Here is a 20271-nt window from a genome sequence, read left to right as displayed (position 1 = left end):
TTTCATATAATATTTTTCGCATAAAATAAGAAAATATATGTAACTAAAATGTATCATATCTTAGATATGAGATTTATTATATTAGTGCCTTATTCATTGCCTGATATCCTCTTTTCATAACTGCATGTACATGAACCTGACTCATGATTGCCACTCTCTTATTTTTCCTAAGTCCTGCCTCCTCTGAACTGGCGTTTCCTGCACTCAACTGATATCAAGAGAGGGTTAGCAGGCCCCAATATCAAAGCACTGATGTTATTTAATGTCGGGATTATATTTTATTCAAAGCTGATGAACTCTATGAAAGTAACGGTACTCTTATTGAAAGCATCGGAGACGGTAATGTCCATACCCGTCTGGGCGTGAAAAACTGGCTCAAAGGGCACATCAAATTGGACAGTGGTAAATTCCATAATTTCAGCCCATTTGTTGAGGTGAGTTGGTTGCATAATACCCATGATTTTGGTGTTCGTATGAACGTAATACCGGTGTATCAGGATGGCATCCGTAATATTGGAGAAGTGAAAACTGATATTTAAGGACCGTTAATTAATGGACTGTATTTGTGGGGAAATGTAGGAGTCCAGGTTGGTAATAAAGGTTATAACAATACATTAGCTATGCCAGGTGCAGAGTATATATTCTGAGTGTGACTTCTCTGTAAATTAAAAATATATTTGATTTGTTTTGAATCGAGTTTAATCATAAATTAAATAGCTGATAATTCCATGCTGCTTACTGATGTGACAGTATTAAGAATAGCAACAAAAAGTAAATGCAAATAGAAGAATTATAAAATATAATTTTTTAGCTATTTGTGTCATCTTCAATACACATAAAGAAATTAAAGTGTTTGACCTGAAGCAATTGCTCTCAGAATATCAATTTATTGTATATGGTAACTATCTGTTCCTTAAAGAACATACTCTTCTTTAAGTTGAATCTGTAGTAAGAAACGCCACTACGCAACTTGTCCTGGTTCTTATTGTTAACATTGTTTATGTTGATAATTTTAATATAAAGAAAAATCATCAAGTTTACGAACAAATCCAGATAAGCCTAGCCATAGAAAAAGAGAGCACTTCTTTAGGAGTTTGCACGGAAGTTAACATTTTTTTATCATAAAATACAAAGCATTATACAAGTACTTGATGTTTTGTGCTTAAGTTGAAAAGAATATTCTGATTTTCGTAATGTTGAGGGTATTCTGTAAAAGAAATAATTATCTATTTTCTCGAATTTAATTTTATTCTAGCTTTTTATTTTATCTATTATGAAAGAACTTAAAAAGATCAATAGATATATCATGTGTTTCTTTTTGGGATCTCGCTTAGCATACGCTGAAAATATTGACGGCAGCAGTATCATTAGCAATAAGGATATCTCAGGATCATTAAATATAGGGATTAAGCAAGATGCGAATGTTAATATTAATGGCACCGTCAATATTAAAGATTATTTTTCGGTGGCTACTTGTAATAGTCAATCTAGCACCTGCCCTGCAGGTGGGTTAAATGCATCTGCAAATATTGATAAATCAGCAAGTGTTGGTGCAAGCGTTACTATTGTAGGTGATTCCTCAAAAGGGGAATTAAATATAGATGGTGGTAGCACTCTGTATACACAGCAGTTATGGGTCTCTGAGAATGATAACGACAAAACCAGTAATGTCAGTGATGACAGTAATGGTTCATTGAGTATTAACAATGGAAGCAATGTTTTTGTCGTGTCATCTCAAGCTGACACCCCATTTAAAGATAGTCAGGTGAAGTGGAACCAACAAATTATTTCTCAAGGAAATAATATAACAGATGGGACAGTTTCCTCCGGGGATTTAGTCTTGGGTAAAACAGGCAATGGCATTATTGACATAAATAACAAATCAAAACTAGATGTAAAAAATGATGTGGTTGTATCTACGGGGGTAGATGGCATTCCTAATGAAAAACCTTCGGAGATAAATATAAAAAATGGAAGTGATTTCTTAGTTCATGGGGACATGAAAGGAGGAATTTCTGCTGCAGGCAAGTTAAATTTAAATATGGATAATAGTTCCAACCTGCATGTTGATAAGAATATTGCTGTGGGTATTGGGAGCGAATCAAATATTACTGTAAGCGCGTCTAGTGGAAGCACTATATCTTCAGATGGGAATTTTACTGTAGCTACTGGAAATAATTCCAATGCTAATCTAGAATTAGATGCCTCAAAACTGTCAGTGAATGGAGTCTCTACCATCGGAAGTGGAGATGGCTCCATAACTAAATTTAATATTCAGAACGGTTCTGTTGTAACAAGCAGCAGTGATATGACTTTGGCTAAAGGTAAAGGTACACAGGCTAATATAAATATATCTTCTTCGCAGTTAAATACTGGTTCGCTATCAGTTGGTGAGGGAGATAATGCTGATGTCAAAATGACAGGTGCAGGAGCTTCTGTCAGCAGTAAAAATACCTTCACTGTTGCAAAAGGTAATAATGCATCAGCGACGCTGAATTACACTGGTTCGAAGATAGATATCGGTAGTGGTTATATCGGAGAGGGTGAGTCTGCGAAGACCCAGCTGGAGCTGAATAATTCGGCACTGACTGCCAGTGGTAAGGTATTTATCGGGCAGGGAAATACAACCCAAACAAACCTGACATTAAATGATCATTCGTCAGTAAATGTGAGCGGCGAGATGTCAGTGGCCCAGGGAAGTTCTGCTTCGGTAGATGTGACAGTCACTAATGCAGTGCTGTCTGCTGATTCTCTGTCTCTTGGTGGAGGAGAGGCTGCTAAAGTCACAATGAGCGGAAATGTATACAGGTAAGAATTCCCAAAATAAAATCAAAATGTTTCTTATGGGGAGGCGGGAAAACAGCAATTATATCAATTTTATGCCTATCGTATTCGGCTATTTGTATCGTTAATGGAGGTAGCATAGATGGTATTTTTGTTGGAGAGACTGGTGATAAAATTATTGTCGACATCATGCTTTTTATACTTTATACATCATTGATGAATATGTTTTTCAAACAAAAATTGCTATATTTACAAAATTTAAAAATGATAATAGATATGACTATAAAGATAAAAAGAAATTTCACATAACTGCTACTCTAAAATAAAATGACACATGGGAGACCATCTATTATTATTAATAACGAATAACATTTGTTATTGCCATTTATGGTGCTCCCGGGATCAGTTTTAACCATAAGCAAGAAAATGTTTCTTTGAACAGTTAGACATCACAAATGAGCGTCTGCCAAAAGTTGATATAGCGCTTGCGGAATGTGTTGAGATTATATAGGGAAAGAACTACGGAGAATTATTATTGCCAGGCTTTCTCCTATGAATTTTAGCCATATCAATAGACCTTTGCTCTCAGTAACGCAAAGAGAGCATCTTTACTGATTGAAGGTAGTCAAGCGACATATGGTCACTTATTTTCTCATGTGTCGCTTGACACTATCCTGAAGTTTTTTAAGTCGATTTACGTCACCCAAAATGAAAAACTCCTTTGCATGAGTGTTCATAATAATATCACAATGGTAAAGCTACATGACAGACATCTTAACTTAGTCAAGAGAGTACATAACAACTTTGCTATTACATATATTCAGGGTTGTTTGTAGTGGTTCACAAAATCAGGACACTGGAATAACCTGTTTCCACTTTTCTTCATGTAAGCAAGGCGATAAACCACCATTGTTTGTATGATGTCGATAAACGTTGTAATAACAATTTATCTACTGCTTTATATCGCGTACTGCATGCCTAAAATCACCATAACCACCCTTCACAAGCCATTTACTTTTAAATCTGCGAAAGACTCTTCCCATCGGCGAATTATCTAGGTAATTCCCTCTGCGACTCATACTTTGCATCGCCTCATAACGGCAGAGTAAAATTTTGTATTTATTGCTTTTATATTGAACACCTTGATCTGAATGCAACATCAGGTGGCCATCACGCGGTTGTGTTTCCTGAGCACTATGCAAGTAAACGGCTCACCAGAACAGTATTGATATTTACTGAGCGATCAGATCAACTTTCCAGGGTAACAGATCGCGTACCAGGTTTGCCGACCAGTCCTGGATATGTTCAATGCCGTAACGCAGCCATTTTTCCAGCTCCACATTATTCAGACGGCATGTGCCGATCAGCGAGTACAGCACCGCCGCATGTTCGCCACCACTGTCGGAACCCGCGAAGAGCTAGTTCTTCCGGCCTATGGCCACTCCCCGTAAGTCGATCTCTGCAATGTTGTTGTCGATTTCCACCCAACCATTACTGCAGTACACGTTCCGAGCATCCCGCTACTGCAGCAGGTATGCAAACGCTTTTGCCGTATCCGAGTGACGCGCCAGTGTTTTCATCTGAGTCTGTATCCAGTCGTACAGTGACTGCATCAGTGGCGCAGCTCTGGCTTTTCTTGCCGCCAGACGCTGTTCTGCTGAACAGCCCCGGACCGCAACCTCGATGGCATACAGTTCACTGACACGCTGCAGGGCTTCCGTGGTGACGTCGGTTGGCGCTCTTGCATGCACATCGTGGATTTTTCCCCCGAGTAGGCAGCCTGGCGGCTGCGGCTTGTCATGGCCTGTAATTACCGTTATAAAAACAGACAATATCATTGTCTTTCAGGTGGTTATATAGCCCGTTCAGCTAAACCTCGCAAACAAAAATCCAGCAGACAATCTTCCCGCTCAGCCCCCCCCCTGTTGCGATGGCGGGTGGTCCCCTGCGCCGGAGGAACAGATAATGAAGCCGGGCTGTTTTTTCCCGACTTCGCCAGCGCTGCCGATTACTGTATGGAGAAAGATATTCCATACCTGTTTGAAGAAGATGCCACCGGCAATTATGAAACAACTGTATGGATAGTTGGTGAGCCCGACGGTAATGTCACCATGCTCCCCATGTCCTGGAAAAATTTTCTGTCCGTGTGCACGATACATCCCTTTATCTGTCCGCAGTGCGGCACCTCACATCCTCCCCCTGCGTAATTCATGCTTCCCCGTTTTGCCGATATTTTCCAGCAGGGAAACCGCTGGCTTAACTGGCTGGAGAAGCAGCCGGAAGATTCAGTGCGTCCGGTGGTGATTGAGTCAGTGACAAAAATCATGGCCTGCGGGACCACGCTGATGGGTTACACACAGTGGTGCTGTTCATCACCGGACTGTTGCCACACAAAAAAGGTCTGCTTCCGGTGTAAAAGCCGCTCCTGCCCGCACTGCGGAGTGAAGGCTGGCGCACAGTGGATACAGTATCTGCTGAGTCTGGTCCCCGATTGCCCGTGGCAGCATATTGTGTTCACTCTTCCCTGCCAGTTCTGGTCCCTGGTGTTCCACAACCGGTGGTTACTGGCAGAGATGAGCCGTATTGCAGCGGATGTGATACTGGAAATCTGCCGCCAGGCGGATGTGGGACCGGGGGTATTCACGGTAATCCACACATGGGGCCGTGACCAGCAATGGCATCCACATATTCATCTGTCGACCACTGCCGGTGGTGTGACGTCAGGTCATACCTGGAAAAACCTTCATTTTTACGCCCGTAAGGTGATGAGCATGTGGCGTTACCGGATAACGCGGTTGCTGTCACGGAAATATCCGGACCTGGTGATACCGGATGCGCTGGCAGCAGAAGGAAGCAGTAAACGGGACTGGAATCGCTTCCTGGACACGCATTACCGCCGTGGCTGGAATGTCAACGTATCCCGGGTGATGGATAACGCCACACATGTGGCGGTGTACTTCGGCTCTTACCTGAAAAAGCCACAGGTGCCGATGAGTCGTCTGGAGCATTATGCCGGTCAGGATGAAATCGGTCTGCGTTATAACAGCCACCGCACACGGCGGGAAGAGTACCTTGTGATGAGCGGTGATGAGTTTATGGAAAGGTTCTCGTGGCATGTGGCAGATAAGGGGTTCCGTATGGTGAGGTACTACGGGTTCCTGAGTCCGGTGAAGCGGCGCTTACTGGAAGAGGTGGTATACACCATAACGGAGACAGTGAGAAAAACGGCAAGGCAAATAACATGGAGGGGGATGTATCAGCGGTTACTGAAGGTTGACCCGCTGAAATGCGTGCTGTGCGGAAGTCAGATGCGTTTTACGGGGCTGAAGCGGGGATACCGTCTGGCAGAGCTGGTTATGATGCATGAGCCACTGGCCAGGATGCCGTGGTGCGGCTGAGAGCCGCATCGGGGAAGTTGCATCCATTGTCCGGGAAATGGAGCAAAAAACCATCACTGATACCCGGTATCAATCAATGCAGTCCATTTAATTGACGGCGGTGCACTCATGGCACGCAGGCAGTGTTGAATAAACATCCGTTTTTGGGTGTTTTTTTAATCTTTTTAGGGTTTAAATTCCTATCGATCAAGGTCTTTCAGTGACTGTTGCAATGGCGGTGAGGGAGAATCTTTAATCCATTGTGTTTCATGGGCATTTTTCCACTCAACCAGCCACGAGGTCATTTTCGTGTAGGCAATATATTTATTTCCGGCCTCATGATTCTCATTCTGACGTGCCAGAGCACGATTGAAAACGAAACGACACGCGCCCGCGAAGCACCTCATTTCACGTTCCTGTTGACCATCTGCTCTTAACCGGCATTTGAGTGCCTGTAGTCATTTCATCCCGCTATTTTAAACAAAAGAAAGTTAGGAGGAAAACCGCGCCTTATATCCCTGACCAGAAGGACGGGGCTTTACGGCGCACCGAGTAAACGATTTGGAGAGTCAGAAATGAATGTAAACCAGCAAAGTTATGCTGCAAAAAATCAAGTGCTTCTCATTGATATTCAAGAAATTGTCTTCTTGATTCATCATCATCAAGGTACTCAAAAGAAAGAAGCCGAATTTTGGTAAGTTTATAAAACCACTCACAATCGTTTCGTTGAATAATTTCGCCAGGTTTGAAACATATGCCTAATGCTTCCCGGATAATTGCATATTTGCCATTACTAAAACCGACCCTGTGGATACAGAAAGGCTGACCGGCCTGCCCATGACAGCTGTTCGACAGGATATGTCCTTCAATAAAAACTGACTTTTTAGATTTCATTATCATACCCTCGACAACTGCAGTACAGGAGAAATGTTGTCATTTCCCGACATCACTTACGTTAAGTGGCAGAAGCTGATCAGCTGCCGATACACCAGCATTCTGAAGATCTGAACAACAGTCCGCAGGCAGGGCACATCTTTTCTTAATTTACCTGCTTTCTGATCAGCTCTGTGTGCGCATACTAGGCAGGCAACATGAACAGGTCTTTCTTTAAAGTGCCTGAGTCCTTTTGTGTAAGACATAATTAAAGCTCTCTGAGGAATACAATAATTATTATACGCTTTAATATAATAATAACTGGTTTAAGTTCTGTTAATTTATTACTGAACCAGAAGAAGAGATATTGAAAATTAAACGTCTGATTTATGATACACTACCCTTCCGTTAGAAATTTATGATGAAATCAGATGACACCCTCGACTGGTATCCGGCACAACTACCGCCAGTGAAAATTATTCTTGGCGAAGCCGTGCTGGCTGTGGGTAAACAGGGCCGACCGATTAATACCCGCACCTTGCTGGAATACCTTCAGGTCATGCAGGACAAACAAAAAAGGCGGGATGACAAAATCGCCATGCAGACTGCGATTGATGTTCTCAGGGATAATCAGCGTATTAACGGCAGACGTTAATGCACTTCCGGGATCAGTGTCAGTTCTGAATGATCTCAACCGTATGGTTTTGTCCATCATCCTTCAGCGGTATTCTGTCATCAGGGAGGAGAACACCATCCAGCGTCACGCAATATTCTGCATCGCCACGTGAAACACTAATCTGATAATGGCTGTCACCATATTGATATGCCATAGAAAAAGACGACCACTCATCCGGAAACCGGGCATGAACACTAAAGTCAGTGCCGGAACGTTTTATCCCCAGTAATTCCTCGGTAAGTAAACGCCAGGCCCAGCCTGCGGAACCGGTATACCAGCTCCACCCTGCACGTCCGGTATGGGGAGCGACGCTGTAGACATCAGCGCTCATAACATAAGGCTCAGCTTTATAAATCCCGACCAGACCCGCATTCAGGGTATGATTTACAGGGTTGAGCATTGACCAGAGTTGCCAGGCTCGTTCGGCATTCCCCATTCGGGCAAAGGCCATCACTGCCCAGATGGCGCCATGCGTATACTGCCCTCCATTTTCCCGCACACCGGGCAGGTACCCCTGTATGTAGCCCGGATTTGGACCGTGTCCGTCAAAAGGAGGCGTTAACAGTTTGATCAGCCCTCCTTCGTTATCCACAAGGTGCTTATCCAGCGCCTGCATGGCCTTTGCGCACCGCCCCGGGCTCGCAGCGCCGGACAATACAGACCAGCTCTGCGCAATCGCATCAATCCGGCAGTCCTGTGAGGTTTTCGATCCCAGGGGAGTACCATCGTCAAAATACCCACGCCGGTACCATTCCCCATCCCAGGCGTGGGCTTCGAGATTACTTTGCAGGCGCAGAGCCTGTGAACGGCACATCGCGGCGACGCTTTCATCCAGCCTGCGATCCGCCAGCGCTGCAAACCGCTGCAAAATGTCGTACAGGAAGAAGCCCAGCCAGACGCTTTCACCTTTGCCTTCGATACCCACCCGGTTCATCCCGTCATTCCAGTCACCAGCCCCCATCAGCGGCAGGCCATGCTCCCCGAAGCGAAGTCCATAGTGAATAGCTTTGACGCAGTGTAACCAGAGTGTCTCTTCGGTGCCGCTGATGACCGGCGTGTCATAGACAGACTCTTCACCAGGCTGAAGCGGGCATCCCTCCAGATAAGGAATGCGTATTTCCAGTGCATCCATATCCCCCGTCGTTTCAACATAGTGGCAAACAGCAAGCGGAAGCCAAAGATAGTCATCGGAACAGCGGGTACGCACACCGTTGCCGTGTGGAGGGTGCCACCAGTGCTGCACATCCCCCTCGATAAACTGCCGTGATGCACAGAGTATTATCTGTTCACGCATCCGGTCTGGAGCAGCGTGGTTCAGTGCCAGCGTATCCTGCAGCTGATCGCGAAAACCAAATGCACCGCCAGACTGATAGTAACCACTCCGTGCCATAAGACGACAGGCTACCGTCTGATACAACAGCCAGCCGTTAACCAGTAAATTTACGGACGTGTCGGGGGTATTAACTACGATTTTATCGAGCACATTGTGCCAGTGATTATGAATCCGGTTCAGCTCCTGGCGGACCGTATCCTCATTCATGTAGCGGGCCAGCGTCTCCTGTGCACAAACATCATTCTCCTCTGCGCCGAGGATAAAAATAAACGTCCTCTGGTCCCCGTCAATTAATGTAACCGCCGATTGCACCGCTCCGCAGGGATCCAGACCGGCCCCCGTCTTACCAGAAAGCTTTTGCAGTTTCATGGCCGACGGGGCGTGAAGGGAACCATTACGGCCAATAAACTCCCGGCGGTCCCCTGTCAGAGAACAGCCATTACCGCTGACGGCAAAAAATGCAGTTCGGCCGCCACCATTATCACCATAAAAGTTATTCGCAAGCACCCCGCAGCCGCCGGGCGTTCTGGCCACATGTGTCACAATGTGAGGGGCTGAGCGCGTTCGTGTTTCTCCGAGCGTCCACTCTACATAGCCTGTGACGGATAGTTGACGTGTCCGCCCCGAAGAGTTACTGAGCGTCAGGAGCACCAGTTTAACTGGCTCTTCTTCAGCAACCAGGACCGTCAACTCGCTGTCTATACCACTCTCACGATGGGCAAAAACGCTGTAGCCAAAACCATGGCGGGTCAGGTAATCACCGTGTCCGCGAACAGGTAAAGCCGTCGGCGACCAGCACTCCCCGCTCTCTTCATCGCGCAGGTAAAATGCCTCGCCGCTGCAATCGCTCACCGGATCGTTCTCCCACGGCGTCAACCGGTATTCATGGGCATTCTCATACCAGGTATAGGCCTGCCCTGCCTCTGAAATCACGCTGCCAAAACGGGAATTTGCCAGTATGTTCGACCAGGGAGCCGGTGTAAGCGCATTTTCCCGAAGGACGATCTGATACTCCCGCCCATCCTGAGAAAATCCACCGTACCCATTGAAATGGCATAGCTGACTGGTATCAGGGCTCCAGTCCGTATGTTGATTACGCTCGCGCACAGCACGCGGAATGAATGCCCTTGCCGGCGATTTCAGGGTATGAATACGCTGGTTAAGCTGCTCATTAATCCCCCCTGCGCGATCATCAAGATAAAGACAGGCCACGCTCATCAAAAGCAACTTATCCTCAGCGGAGAGATGCTCACCGTTGCGGACAAAAAGCCCACCCTTTTTATCCAGCAGACTGGCTTCAGACCCGGCATAAATTAACTCCATAATCTGATTTTGTAATCCCTGCTGGTAGCCGCCGGGACTGTTATTCAGGATAACCAAATCAACATCCAGCCCTTTCTGCCTCCAGTAACGGTGTGCCTGAATCAGTGTGGTCACTGAGGTGATACTTTCCTCGCTGGTTATACTCAGCAGCACTATCGGCAGATCCCCTGAAATTGCCCAGCCCCACAGTCCGGACTGGCCACGCCGGTTGCGGACGATCGCCTGGCCTTCGGCGCGCAGCTCCTGGACAGGGTAAAGCACAGCGCTGGCGAGACTATTGAACAACGTGGCATCATCTTCACTGGCGTTCATCTGGCGCAATACCACCAGACTGTGAGACCAGGCCAGTTCAAAGACGCGATCGGCGATAGGGTAATCGCGATATTTCTCCAGCAACGCCAGGCTCTGCTGACGGGTCTCGCTGATGCCATAAATGATATCAATCGTAATCGGCTGCCCCGGCTGCAGAATGATGGCGTTGCGAATTGCCAGTATCGGATCCAGCACCGAGCCCGACGTGTTGCCTAGCATCCCTCCCGCCTCTATTGCCTGTGCATTCGCAGGGTTTCTGCCACGTCCAATAAACCTTGCCCTGTCCGTTTCAAACGACACGTTATGTCGGTTATCGCCGTGCACCACCATCATGTGAAACAGGCAAGGAGCCGGTTCATCCGGTGAGCACGGGCGCCGGTGGCAAAGAATAGCGTCACGCTCAGGAGCCAGCTCAGTCTGAATAAACAAATTGCTGAATGCCGGGTGTGCCAGATCGCTGGCATCAGGTGCCAGTACCACTTCAGCATAGGTTGTCAGCTCCAGAGAGCGAGGCTTGCGACCACGATGGATCAGCGTGAGCCGTCGCAATTCAACATCATCCTCCGGAGAGATCACCACCTGAGTTTTGAGGCTGAGTCCCCCGAAGCTGCGTCTGAATTCTGCCCCCGCATCGATGAACAACACTTCCTCGTCTTGTCCGCTGGTGTAGCCTGTTGGTTGCCAGGTATTGCTCCACACATCTCCCGTCTGGGTATCGCGGATGTAGCAGAATGCTCCCCAGTTATCACGGGTGGCATCACTGCGCCAGCGCGTCAGTGCGATATCATTCCAGCGACTGTAACCACCGCCGCCCGCGGTCAACATCAGATGATAATGGCCGTTGGACAGGAGTTGAATATCCGGGGCGGGGGTATCCACGCTATAGAAAATACGGGGTTCATAGCGAACGGGTTTGACCCTGCCCTCATGAGATTCAAAATGACGGCGCGGACTGTACAGATCGACCGCATCCGGCACGCGCTCCTGTAACAGCAGACTCGCTGACCGGAATACCGTGCTGGACATAAAGCGTTCAGTCATGGGAGCGTCAAGCAGTACATGAGCCAACGCCTGAAATGCCATACCCTGATGATGCGCCATCCAGGACTGTACCACCGCATAGAGCTGACCGGTTGCAAGACGTGAGGGGGTATAGTCCAGCGCTTCATAAAAACCGTATTCTCCGCGTGCACCATTTTTTTGCATCCTGAACAGGTTCTCACAGGCTCTCTGTGGGGAAACCATCAGCGCCAGCAGCGTGGCGTAAGGAGCAACAACCATGTCATCGGCAAGTCCCCTGCGCAGACCGAGCCCCGGTACGCCAAATGCCTGATACTGATAATTATGCTGAACATCAAAAGCATGATAGCCAGACTCTGAAACACCCCATGGTACCCCGCGTTCTTTCCCCCAGTGAATCTGGCGCATAACCGCCGACTGACTCATTTCATCGAGCAGGCTGCCGGGCCAGGTGGGCATCACCAGATTCGGCATCAGATATTCAAACATGGATCCGCTCCATGACATCAGGGCAGTTTCATTATCAATCGTGGTAAACAATCGACCCAGCGCGTACCAGCTTTTAAGAGGCAACTGATTAGTCGCAATGGCAAGAAAACTGGTCAGGCGGATTTCAGACGGCAGGAGATCGTAGTGGCTCTTGTCAGGCGTATTCGTGTCACAGTTATAACCGACGCTGAGCAGACTGGTTGCTTCACTGTACAGAAAGGCGAAATCCATCCGGGCATGCTCATCCAAGCGCTGTTCCAGCTCGGTGATAATATTGAGTCGCATTCGGGCCTGCTCCGCCACTGACGCCGGAGGCGTTTCTGTATCGGTTAATGTCAGACGGGCAAGCTCGCTCAGCGTCGGCAGCGTCTGTTCATTCCAGGATACAGGTAACCAGCCAAGCAACAGAGACCACTCATGGCAAAGCTGAACCAGTTGATGCTCCAGATGTCCAGCCCAGCGCATCTGAAGAGAAGCTCCCTGATGACATGCGCTGGTCAGATGGTTGCACTGGGTGCGCATGCTTTTCAGTTCGCTGATAAACGCCTGCGGAGAGAGCGACACCGCATTCAGGCAATGCTTACGCAGCAGTCTCAGGCTGTCAGGTGGGTTCTTACCCCACTGTTTTTCCAGAATATCCAGCGTATCGTTCAGTCCTGCCAGTATCTGTTGGCTGCTTAAAACAGGCTGATGACGCATGGCAGACAGGCCTGCACGCAGGGTCAACAAATGCCCGGCCATGTTGCCGCTGTCGACGCTGGAGATATAGCGTGGACTGAGGGGAACCAGCGTACGGGTGTCATACCAGTTGTAGAGATGACCCCGGTAGTGCTCCAATTTATCCAGCGTGTCGAGTGTGAGCGACACGCGCCGGAGCACCTCTCCGCCAGGAAGGTAGCCAAAGTCCCATGCCGTCAGGTTAGCCATAAGTGAAAGGCCAATATTGGTAGGAGAAGTTCGGTGTGCCACCGTCGGTTGTGGTATTTCCTGATAATTATCAGGCGGAAGCCAGTTCTCTTTTGCTGTGGCAAATGTTTCAAAAAAAGCCCAGATTTCACGGCTTGTCTGGCGTAACAGCTGTTTTTGTTCCTGAGTTGGCGAAAAAACCTTACGCACGGGCTGGTGACTCAGCCAGCTCAGCAGCAGCGGGGCCACACACCATACCAAACCGATCGGTAACGCAATCCACAGCAGTTGGGGGGCAAATTGTCCGGTCAGTATTGTCAGCGACACGCCACTGGCAACGTTCAGCCACATCGCCTGATAAAAACGTGCAACGGTGGATCTGGCCTGACTGCTGTCCTGGCTGTGGCTGACCCACTGGCTGAGGTGGCGCCTGCTTATCCCCAGTCGCCATAGCGTCACGGCGATCGCTTTCAACGAATATCCGGCTTCGTGCGGCAGTATCGCAAAATTAAGGCTGATACCTGACAGACGCTTTATCGCGCCCGCCCCCACCAGTAACAGATGCGGTTTCACGCGGCGACGCAGAGGTTTATGCAGAAGGTCATGGCTAATGCAGAGGATGGTTGGCAACAGCCATATCAGCAACAGTATGCCCAGCCAGTAAAACGGATTGGGTACCCAAAGCAGAGTGAAGAACAGCAATACCAGTAAGGAGGGGGCGACCAGACTGCGACGTAGATTATCGAGTAATTTCCAGTAAGAAAGCGCGGTCAGCGGATTCCTGACCCGGGTTCCATCGGCTTTTCTTACGCGTGGTTTTAGCCAGTTAAGCAGTTGCCAGTCACCCCGGATCCAGCGTGAACGTCGTGCAACATCCGACAGATAATAATTAGGGTACTGTTCGTACAGTAACACCTCGCTCAGCAGACCCGAACGTGCATAGCATCCTTCAAGCAGATCGTGGCTGAGTACCAGATTTTCCGGGCAGATGTTGGTAGTGGCCTGCATAAAAATATCAACATCGTAAATCCCTTTACCCACAAACGAGCCTTCCCCAAAGAGATCCTGATAGATATCCGAAGACATCATCGAATAAGGGTTATTGCCCGGTACGCTGCTGCGCAGGGCTGCGTAACGCCCCTGACCGTTGCGTGGTATCTCCTCCGCAAGACCGGGCTGTAAAATACCGAATCCTTTGACAACCCTCTGGCGTACCGGATCATACTCAGGCGTATTCAGCGGATGCGCCATCGTCGCGACGAGTTTGTGTGCCGTATCGCGCGGTAGCACCGTATCGCTGTCCAGGGTAATGACGTATTTTATGTGGCCCGGTAAAAGATGGGCAGGCATGTCTGCAACGCTGACGAATTGCATTCCGGGATGTCGCAACCAGCTGTTCAATAACGCCAGTTTTCCCCGCTTGCGTTCATAGCCCATCCACGCACCTTCCGAGGGGTTCCATTCAGGCTGACGATGTAACAGATAAAAACGTGGTCGGCCGGAGGGGTAGCGGCGATTAAGCGCCTGCGTATCGGCGATAGCCTTTCTGAGCAGCGCGTGACTTTCCGGCGAGGGTTCATTTTCAGAATCAGCGAAGTCTGTGAGCAGCGCGAACCTGAGATTTTCGTTTTCATTCCCCAACCAGCAAACTTCAAGACTGGTGAGGAGCTGGCTGAAACTTTCGTGGCTGGTCAGCATGCAGGGAATGACTAACATGGTGGCACTGTCAGCGGGAATACCGGCTGAAAAATCCATCCCCGGCAAGGGGCGAGGTACGCGAAAACGGGTGGTTGCATCACTGAGCAAATCGCTCATTAACTGAGTTAATGCGATAATCAGAGGTAATATCACAGCGATCAATAGCCAGTCTGCGCCCTGCATGGCGGTTTCGTGCAATATTGCTGCGGTCGCTGCGGTTGTCAGCAACGCCAGGCTGCCAAGCCATGACAGCAGGGTTATTCTGTTGAAACTGTGCCGCAAGCGTATGAGCCTTGAGGCGTCTGCCAGGAGATGAATATCCAGCGCCTGTCGACCTTCGCCCGCAAGATAATAACCAACATGATGTTCCGGTTTATCGGGCGCTTTTTCCTCTGAAAGCGCAAGCACCCTCTCAGCAACCTCAAGCTCGCTGAGACCGCTGTCTCTGGCCAGAACCTCAACTACGTGCCGGTAATGATCCCGGGTATTGAAGTGCATCCGGGGATAGATGCCAGCAGGATCATTACGTAATGCCTGTTCGACAACGCTTATCGTTTCGGCGAAATCAGCCCAGTCCGTTTCACTCAATAAACGCAGGCCCGCGACGCTGTTACTGACGGACAGCTGGCTGGCGGCAAGCTGCTGATTGAAACTATGTATGAGAACGTCAGTGGTGATCCCCTGTTCCCGAAGGCACTGATCAACCCAGGTCAGAGGTAACGACAGCGCGTTGCCATGCCCCTGCAGGCGCCGCACCAGTTCTGCGACAAACGCACTGGTTAACGGAGGTCGGGAGCGCGCCATATCGGCAACCACCATGATTAAATCACCAGGCGCACTCTCTGCGCATTCGACAATCCTTGTTATCCACGTATCAGCAAGGTTTCTGTCCCGCTGCGCTTTTATAACTTCCATACTGATACGACGAAGATTTTCAATCAGCGCAAGGCGCAGCATTCCCGGCAACGCCCAGACTTCACCCAGCGTCAGCGGTGTCACCTTTTGATAGGCAGTGAGATAGCTGGTCAGGCTCGCGGCATCCCAGCGGCCATCACCGTGAGCAACTGCCTCTGATGCGATATGATAAATTCGTGGACAATTCAGTGGCGATACCAGCGACGGGAGACCTTTTCCAAAGCTTTTCGGCAAGTGCTGGCGGACTGTGCGGATTTGTTCCTCAATCAGATAATAATTGTCCAGCAACCATTCACCCGCGGGCATGATACTGGTCTTTTTACCCGCGTTAAGCTCATAGCAGTTTTGGGTAATGACGGCCTCATTGTCGCCAAGCCGTTTCAGAAGATAATAAGGATGCTTATCCGGTGATACTTTATGAGTCCGCGCCAGCTTCTGGCCGTAGCGTTCCATCTGGACGGTCGAAAAGAGTTCAGACCGCGGAATGCTTTCGCTTGCGGGGTCATTCACCGAAAACGTTACGTATTCGGAAGCATTCATTGGGATACGGGAGCGGTTAAACCACGCTCTGGGGTTCATTTTCATAGCATTGCTCTGATGCAACGTTAGCGCGCAGGAGCAGTTGCAAAATCAGTTCAGAAACGTTCTCTCAGGATGGGCGTCAGGCATCAGGGATTTAGCAGCTGCCGGAATTTAACTTAAGTATAGAGTATGGGCTCTGAGTGCTGTTTTGGTTGGGACTAGCGTCGGGAGATAAACAGAGCCTTACATCCGGGGCAAGGCATGGTTTGGTTGAGCCGGATTTTGACAACGCTTGTACTGATTTTAAGCCACAAACAGAGCCGGTGGCGGTAGACGCACCACTGAAAAATTTCATTGCGTGATTGATTATAGACATAACCATTACCCCTGCAATGAAAGTGCTTCACATATCACATGCGGTTAAGTTTTAATCTGTTTATTTTGATGCATTAAAACTCAGGAAAGTGACCTGCCTCCAGTATCAGATACAATGGGAAGTACATGCCAGCCTGGTTCATCGATTCACCGCTGGCGCGCAGAAAGAAGGTGGCTGCAGGTCTGCTGATGCAATAGCTGTTCCGCTCCAGTTCCTGCTCAGCATAATCGGTGGCAGGGACAGAAAAACTGTCAGACAGCAATCGGTAAATAACTGTCGTACGTAACCGCCGTCGCCTGAAGTGTCTGCCAGGCAGTGATAAACGGCGCTTATGCAGCAGGCAGCCAACTGTCATCCTGCCAGATTTCCCCCTGCAGCGACAGTTTTCGCCTTCACATTTAGAATATATGCCAACCCCAAAAGATAAATTGTTGTCATAAATTAATATTTTTGTGGTAAGGCGATTCGAAATACATTATTTTCATTTATATAGTGATATGTGGCGCTTCCCCCATGCAATTCGGCAATCGCTTTGACTAAAGAAAGACCAAGTCCCTGACCTGCGGAATGACGCGAGTTATCTCCCCGCCAAAACCTGCGGAAGATTTTTTCCGACTCATTAATTTTCTTTCCTGGACTGGCGATATCAATATTAAGATATCCGTTGAAATCAAGAAAACTGGTTATATGAATGAGCGATTTTTCCGGTGAATATCGAATAGCGTTAACAATAAGATTCGATAACATTCGTTGTAGTAAAATTTTATCCGCAAAGATTTGCTGATTGCACTCGACCTTAAAACGAATCTCTTTCTCGTCTGAGAGATATTCAAGATAGTCTAACAAATTTCCAACTTCCTTATTGAGAGAAAGCAAATCCAGTTTCACCAAAACATTGTTTTTATCTGCTCTGGCAAGAAAAAGTATATTCTCTGTTAATCGCGAAATATTTTCCAGCTCTTCAATGTTTCCAGCGATTGTTTTTTGATATTCAGCGATACTTCTTGTTTGACTGAGCGTGACCTGATTCTGACCAAGTAATGCATTAATTGGCGTTCTAAGTTCATGAGCGAGATCGTCAGCAAATTGACTAAGGCGTTCAAAATCTTTTACTAAAGCATGATGCATTTTATTCAGCGCCTGTCCAAGAGGTTTTAGTTCACTCGGTAGTGCGCTAACCTCAACAGGTTCACGGGTATCGTTATAATTCAATGCTTCAGTTACACCACTTAACTTTTTGATCTCTCGTAATCCCGTTCTGATTAACAGCGGGCTAAGTACCGAGCACAATATAATGGCGACAATGCAAATTATAATGCTATTGATTTTATACTGTTCAAGCATGTTATGTCTTGCTGAAGCCAATTTAGCCACAGTAACCGTTAATACTGGCGAAATTTCATTAATATTAATTTGCAAAGCATCTATCTCTGTATCATTAATAATACTTCTGTAAATGCCAGGTGCGCTGATTGTCTCAGTCGCAGGTATGTTATTTAACATGTCATCACTGACATTTGTTCGGTTAACAATTTTATTGATGCCATCACCATGAATAATCAAGATATCCTGGCTAACATCCATCATCCGGTTAAAGTACACTGGTAAAGTGTCTGGATTTACTCCATCAATTAGCAACTGCTTGATCTGCGCTGTCCGGTTAATGAGCGTTGTATCATCGCGCCATTTCAACTCACTTGCCAGGCCATTATAGAGAGTCCATACAATTCCAGCGCCAGCTACAGACAGCAGTAATATAAAAAGCAAGGTTAAACGGATGGTTATAGATAATCTTTTCATTATTTTTTTACCACTACGAATGAATACCCCATCCCCCGGATTGTGGTGATTAGTTTTTCAGGAAAAGGATCATCAACTTTTGCGCGGAGCCTGCGAATGGCAACATCCACCGTATTGGTATCACTATCGAAATTGATTCCCCAAATTTCACTCGCAATAACCGTTCTGGGTATAATTTCGCCAGCTCTGGAGGCCAGTAGCCAAAGTAACTGAAACTCCTTGCGCGTCAGAGTAATACTGATATTGTTTCTACTTACACTTTGGTTGACAGAGTCCATTCTTAACCCGCTGATTTCTAATGTTGAATTCAGGGCGTGATGTTGCCTTAATTGTGCCCGAACCCTTGCCAGCAACTCAGAAAATGAAAAGGGTTTTACCAGATAATCATTTGCCCCACTGTCCAGCCCTCTGACTCTGTCATCGACAGAATCCCTTGCTGTAAGGCAAATAACGGGGGTTTGCTTTGCCGTTCGTAACGTTTGTAAGATCTTCCAGCCATCCATACCAGGAAGCATAATATCCAGAATGATCAATGCATAATCATCCTTCAGCGCAAAATAAAGCCCATCTCTGCCATCAGAAACGGCATCAATGACATAACCCGCTTCTGAAAGCCCTTGCGTTACCCATTCCTGGGTTCTTTGATTATCTTCAATAAGTAGAATCTTCATGAAAATAATATGCCATAAATCATATATTATAGAAACAGCCTGGTTCATTACAAAATTGTAATTCTGCTGTAAGGTTACCCAGACGTTTTTTCGCTATCCTCAAAGCTCATTCACATGATAAGGATATAAAAATGTTAAAGCGTTATTTACTACTCTCGGTGGCAACGGCTGCATTCTCATTACCGTCTTTGGTTTATGCCACACAACAAAACATTCTTAGCGTGCATATTTTGAACCAGCAAACAGGAAAACCTGCTGCCGATGTGACAGTCACTCTTGAAAAGAAAACGGATAATGATTGGTTACAAATTAATACCGCTAAAACAGATAAAGATGGACGAATTAAGGCGCTGTGGCCCGAACAAACTGCGACCACGGGCGATTATCGTGTCATATTTAAAACCGGGGACTATTTCAAGCAACAAAATCTTGAAAGTTTCTTTCCTGAGATCCCCGTTGAATTTCATATTAATAAACTGAATGAACATTATCATGTGCCTTTATTGCTCAGTCAATATGGATATTCAACCTATCGTGGAAGTTAATTCATAAATATATAGATGCATATCTCTGCTTCTGTCAGGAAAGGCTTTTCCTGACAGGTTAGCTCTTGCTGATAAATAACAAAAAATCGTGATGAATTATGAAATTAAAAGAATCTGATATTACCGCCGAGTCGGCTTTTTTTATGCAACGTCGGCAAGTTCTGAAAGCATTAGGTATCAGCGCTGCAGCCCTCTCTTTACCAAACGCCGCCCATGCGGATGTGCTTAGCTGGTTTAAAGGGAACGATCGCCCATCCGCACCAACCGGAAAGCCATTAGAATTCAGCAAGCCTGCCGCCTGGCAAAATAACCTGCCACTGACGCCGGAAGATAAAGTTTCTGGCTATAACAACTTCTATGAGTTCGGACTGGATAAAGCCGATCCAGCGGCCAATGCCGGCAGTCTGAAAACTGATCCGTGGACGTTGAAAATCAGCGGTGAAGTCGCTAAACCGTTAACCCTCGATCATGATGCACTGACTCGTCGTTTCCCGCTGGAAGAACGGATTTATCGTATGCGTTGTGTAGAAGCATGGTCGATGGTGGTGCCGTGGATTGGTTTTCCGCTGCACAAATTGCTGGCACTGGCAGAACCGACCAGTAACGCGAAATACGTCGCCTTCGAAACCATTTATGCGCCGGAACAGATGC

10 protein-coding genes and 5 pseudogenes are annotated in these 20271 nt (G+C 47.3%); 7 read left to right on the top strand and 8 right to left on the bottom strand.

Features of this window, described 5'->3' with window-relative positions; genetic code table 11:
• Window positions 1-284: 284 nt before the first annotated feature.
• Both C0K55_RS24535 and C0K55_RS24530 read left to right on the top strand, forming a co-directional pair.
• A pseudogene (locus C0K55_RS24535) lies at window positions 285-647 on the top strand (autotransporter outer membrane beta-barrel domain-containing protein); the annotation flags it as partial.
• Between the two features lie 626 nt (window positions 648-1273).
• Window positions 1274-2812 (top strand): hypothetical protein, encoded by a 1539-nt coding sequence (locus C0K55_RS24530; RefSeq protein WP_236942620.1) that lies wholly within the window; start codon window positions 1274-1276, stop codon window positions 2810-2812.
• An 820-nt stretch (window positions 2813-3632) separates the two neighbouring features.
• On the opposite strand, the pseudogene C0K55_RS24520 reads toward C0K55_RS24530, so the two are convergent.
• Window positions 3633-3986: pseudogene (locus C0K55_RS24520) on the bottom strand (IS3-like element ISKpn37 family transposase); the annotation flags it as partial.
• A 30-nt stretch (window positions 3987-4016) separates the two neighbouring features.
• A pseudogene (locus C0K55_RS24515) lies at window positions 4017-4547 on the bottom strand (IS66 family transposase); the annotation flags it as partial.
• 36 nt (window positions 4548-4583) lie between these two features.
• On the opposite strand from C0K55_RS24515, the gene C0K55_RS24510 reads away from it, so the two are divergent.
• Entirely contained in the window at window positions 4584-4991 is a 408-nt protein-coding gene (locus C0K55_RS24510) for a transposase (RefSeq protein ID WP_207145514.1), read from the top strand.
• A 3-nt stretch (window positions 4992-4994) separates the two neighbouring features.
• A complete protein-coding gene (locus tag C0K55_RS24505) occupies window positions 4995-6182 on the top strand; it encodes an IS91 family transposase (protein WP_105266913.1) in 1188 nt (395 codons plus the stop codon).
• 182 nt (window positions 6183-6364) lie between these two features.
• On the opposite strand, the pseudogene C0K55_RS24500 reads toward C0K55_RS24505, so the two are convergent.
• Window positions 6365-6619: pseudogene (locus C0K55_RS24500) on the bottom strand (helix-turn-helix domain-containing protein); the annotation flags it as partial.
• Window positions 6620-6782: 163 nt separating this feature from the next.
• Window positions 6783-7055 carry a hypothetical protein gene (locus C0K55_RS26300; protein WP_016233085.1) on the bottom strand — a complete coding sequence of 91 codons (273 nt, stop codon included), beginning with the start codon at window positions 7053-7055 and terminating at the stop codon, window positions 6783-6785.
• Window positions 7056-7455: 400 nt separating this feature from the next.
• Here C0K55_RS26300 and C0K55_RS24490 point away from each other — a divergent pair, with 400 nt between their 5' ends.
• Window positions 7456-7689 (top strand): hypothetical protein, encoded by a 234-nt coding sequence (locus C0K55_RS24490; protein WP_024193537.1) that lies wholly within the window; start codon window positions 7456-7458, stop codon window positions 7687-7689.
• Window positions 7690-7708: 19 nt separating this feature from the next.
• Here the strand turns inward: C0K55_RS24490 and C0K55_RS24485 are convergent, their stop codons facing one another.
• From C0K55_RS24485 to hprR, 4 genes and pseudogenes are all read right to left on the bottom strand, one after another.
• Window positions 7709-16291: a GH36-type glycosyl hydrolase domain-containing protein gene (locus C0K55_RS24485; RefSeq protein ID WP_105266912.1), complete on the bottom strand. Its 8583-nt coding sequence runs from the start codon at window positions 16289-16291 to the stop codon at window positions 7709-7711.
• Window positions 16292-16683: 392 nt separating this feature from the next.
• Window positions 16684-16937 (bottom strand): annotated as a pseudogene (locus C0K55_RS24480) (peptidase); the annotation flags it as partial.
• 108 nt (window positions 16938-17045) lie between these two features.
• Window positions 17046-18404 carry a two-component system sensor histidine kinase HprS gene (hprS, locus tag C0K55_RS24475; RefSeq protein ID WP_016233088.1) on the bottom strand — a complete coding sequence of 453 codons (1359 nt, stop codon included), beginning with the start codon at window positions 18402-18404 and terminating at the stop codon, window positions 17046-17048.
• Window positions 18404-19075, bottom strand: coding sequence for a response regulator transcription factor HprR (gene hprR, locus C0K55_RS24470; RefSeq protein WP_024188661.1), 672 nt, complete (start codon window positions 19073-19075; stop codon window positions 18404-18406). The genes hprS and hprR overlap by 1 nt, the downstream gene beginning before the upstream one ends.
• 131 nt (window positions 19076-19206) lie before the next feature.
• On the opposite strand from hprR, the gene hiuH reads away from it, so the two are divergent.
• Together hiuH and msrP are read left to right on the top strand one after the other, a co-directional pair.
• Window positions 19207-19620: a hydroxyisourate hydrolase gene (gene hiuH, locus C0K55_RS24465; RefSeq protein WP_105267089.1), complete on the top strand. Its 414-nt coding sequence runs from the start codon at window positions 19207-19209 to the stop codon at window positions 19618-19620.
• Between the two features lie 98 nt (window positions 19621-19718).
• Window positions 19719-20271 (top strand): protein-methionine-sulfoxide reductase catalytic subunit MsrP (gene msrP, locus C0K55_RS24460; protein ID WP_105283318.1); only part of this gene is annotated, 553 nt, incomplete at its 3' end.

Source organism: Escherichia sp. MOD1-EC6098 (genome assembly GCF_002965865.1).
In the GTDB taxonomy this organism is placed as follows: domain Bacteria; phylum Pseudomonadota; class Gammaproteobacteria; order Enterobacterales; family Enterobacteriaceae; genus Escherichia; species Escherichia marmotae.
This window is presented reverse-complemented; position numbering and strand designations above follow the sequence as displayed.

Coding starts and splice junctions, on each gene's coding strand:
- C0K55_RS24530 (WP_236942620.1), top strand. CDS start 1,274: ATGAAAGAACTTAAAAAGATCAATAGATATATCATGTGTTTCTTTTTG.
- C0K55_RS24510 (WP_207145514.1), top strand. CDS start 4,584: ATGGCCTGTAATTACCGTTATAAAAACAGACAATATCATTGTCTTTCA.
- C0K55_RS24505 (WP_105266913.1), top strand. CDS start 4,995: ATGCTTCCCCGTTTTGCCGATATTTTCCAGCAGGGAAACCGCTGGCTT.
- C0K55_RS26300 (WP_016233085.1), bottom strand. CDS start 7,055: ATGAAATCTAAAAAGTCAGTTTTTATTGAAGGACATATCCTGTCGAAC.
- C0K55_RS24490 (WP_024193537.1), top strand. CDS start 7,456: ATGAAATCAGATGACACCCTCGACTGGTATCCGGCACAACTACCGCCA.
- C0K55_RS24485 (WP_105266912.1), bottom strand. CDS start 16,291: ATGAAAATGAACCCCAGAGCGTGGTTTAACCGCTCCCGTATCCCAATG.
- hprS (WP_016233088.1), bottom strand. CDS start 18,404: ATGAAAAGATTATCTATAACCATCCGTTTAACCTTGCTTTTTATATTA.
- hprR (WP_024188661.1), bottom strand. CDS start 19,075: ATGAAGATTCTACTTATTGAAGATAATCAAAGAACCCAGGAATGGGTA.
- hiuH (WP_105267089.1), top strand. CDS start 19,207: ATGTTAAAGCGTTATTTACTACTCTCGGTGGCAACGGCTGCATTCTCA.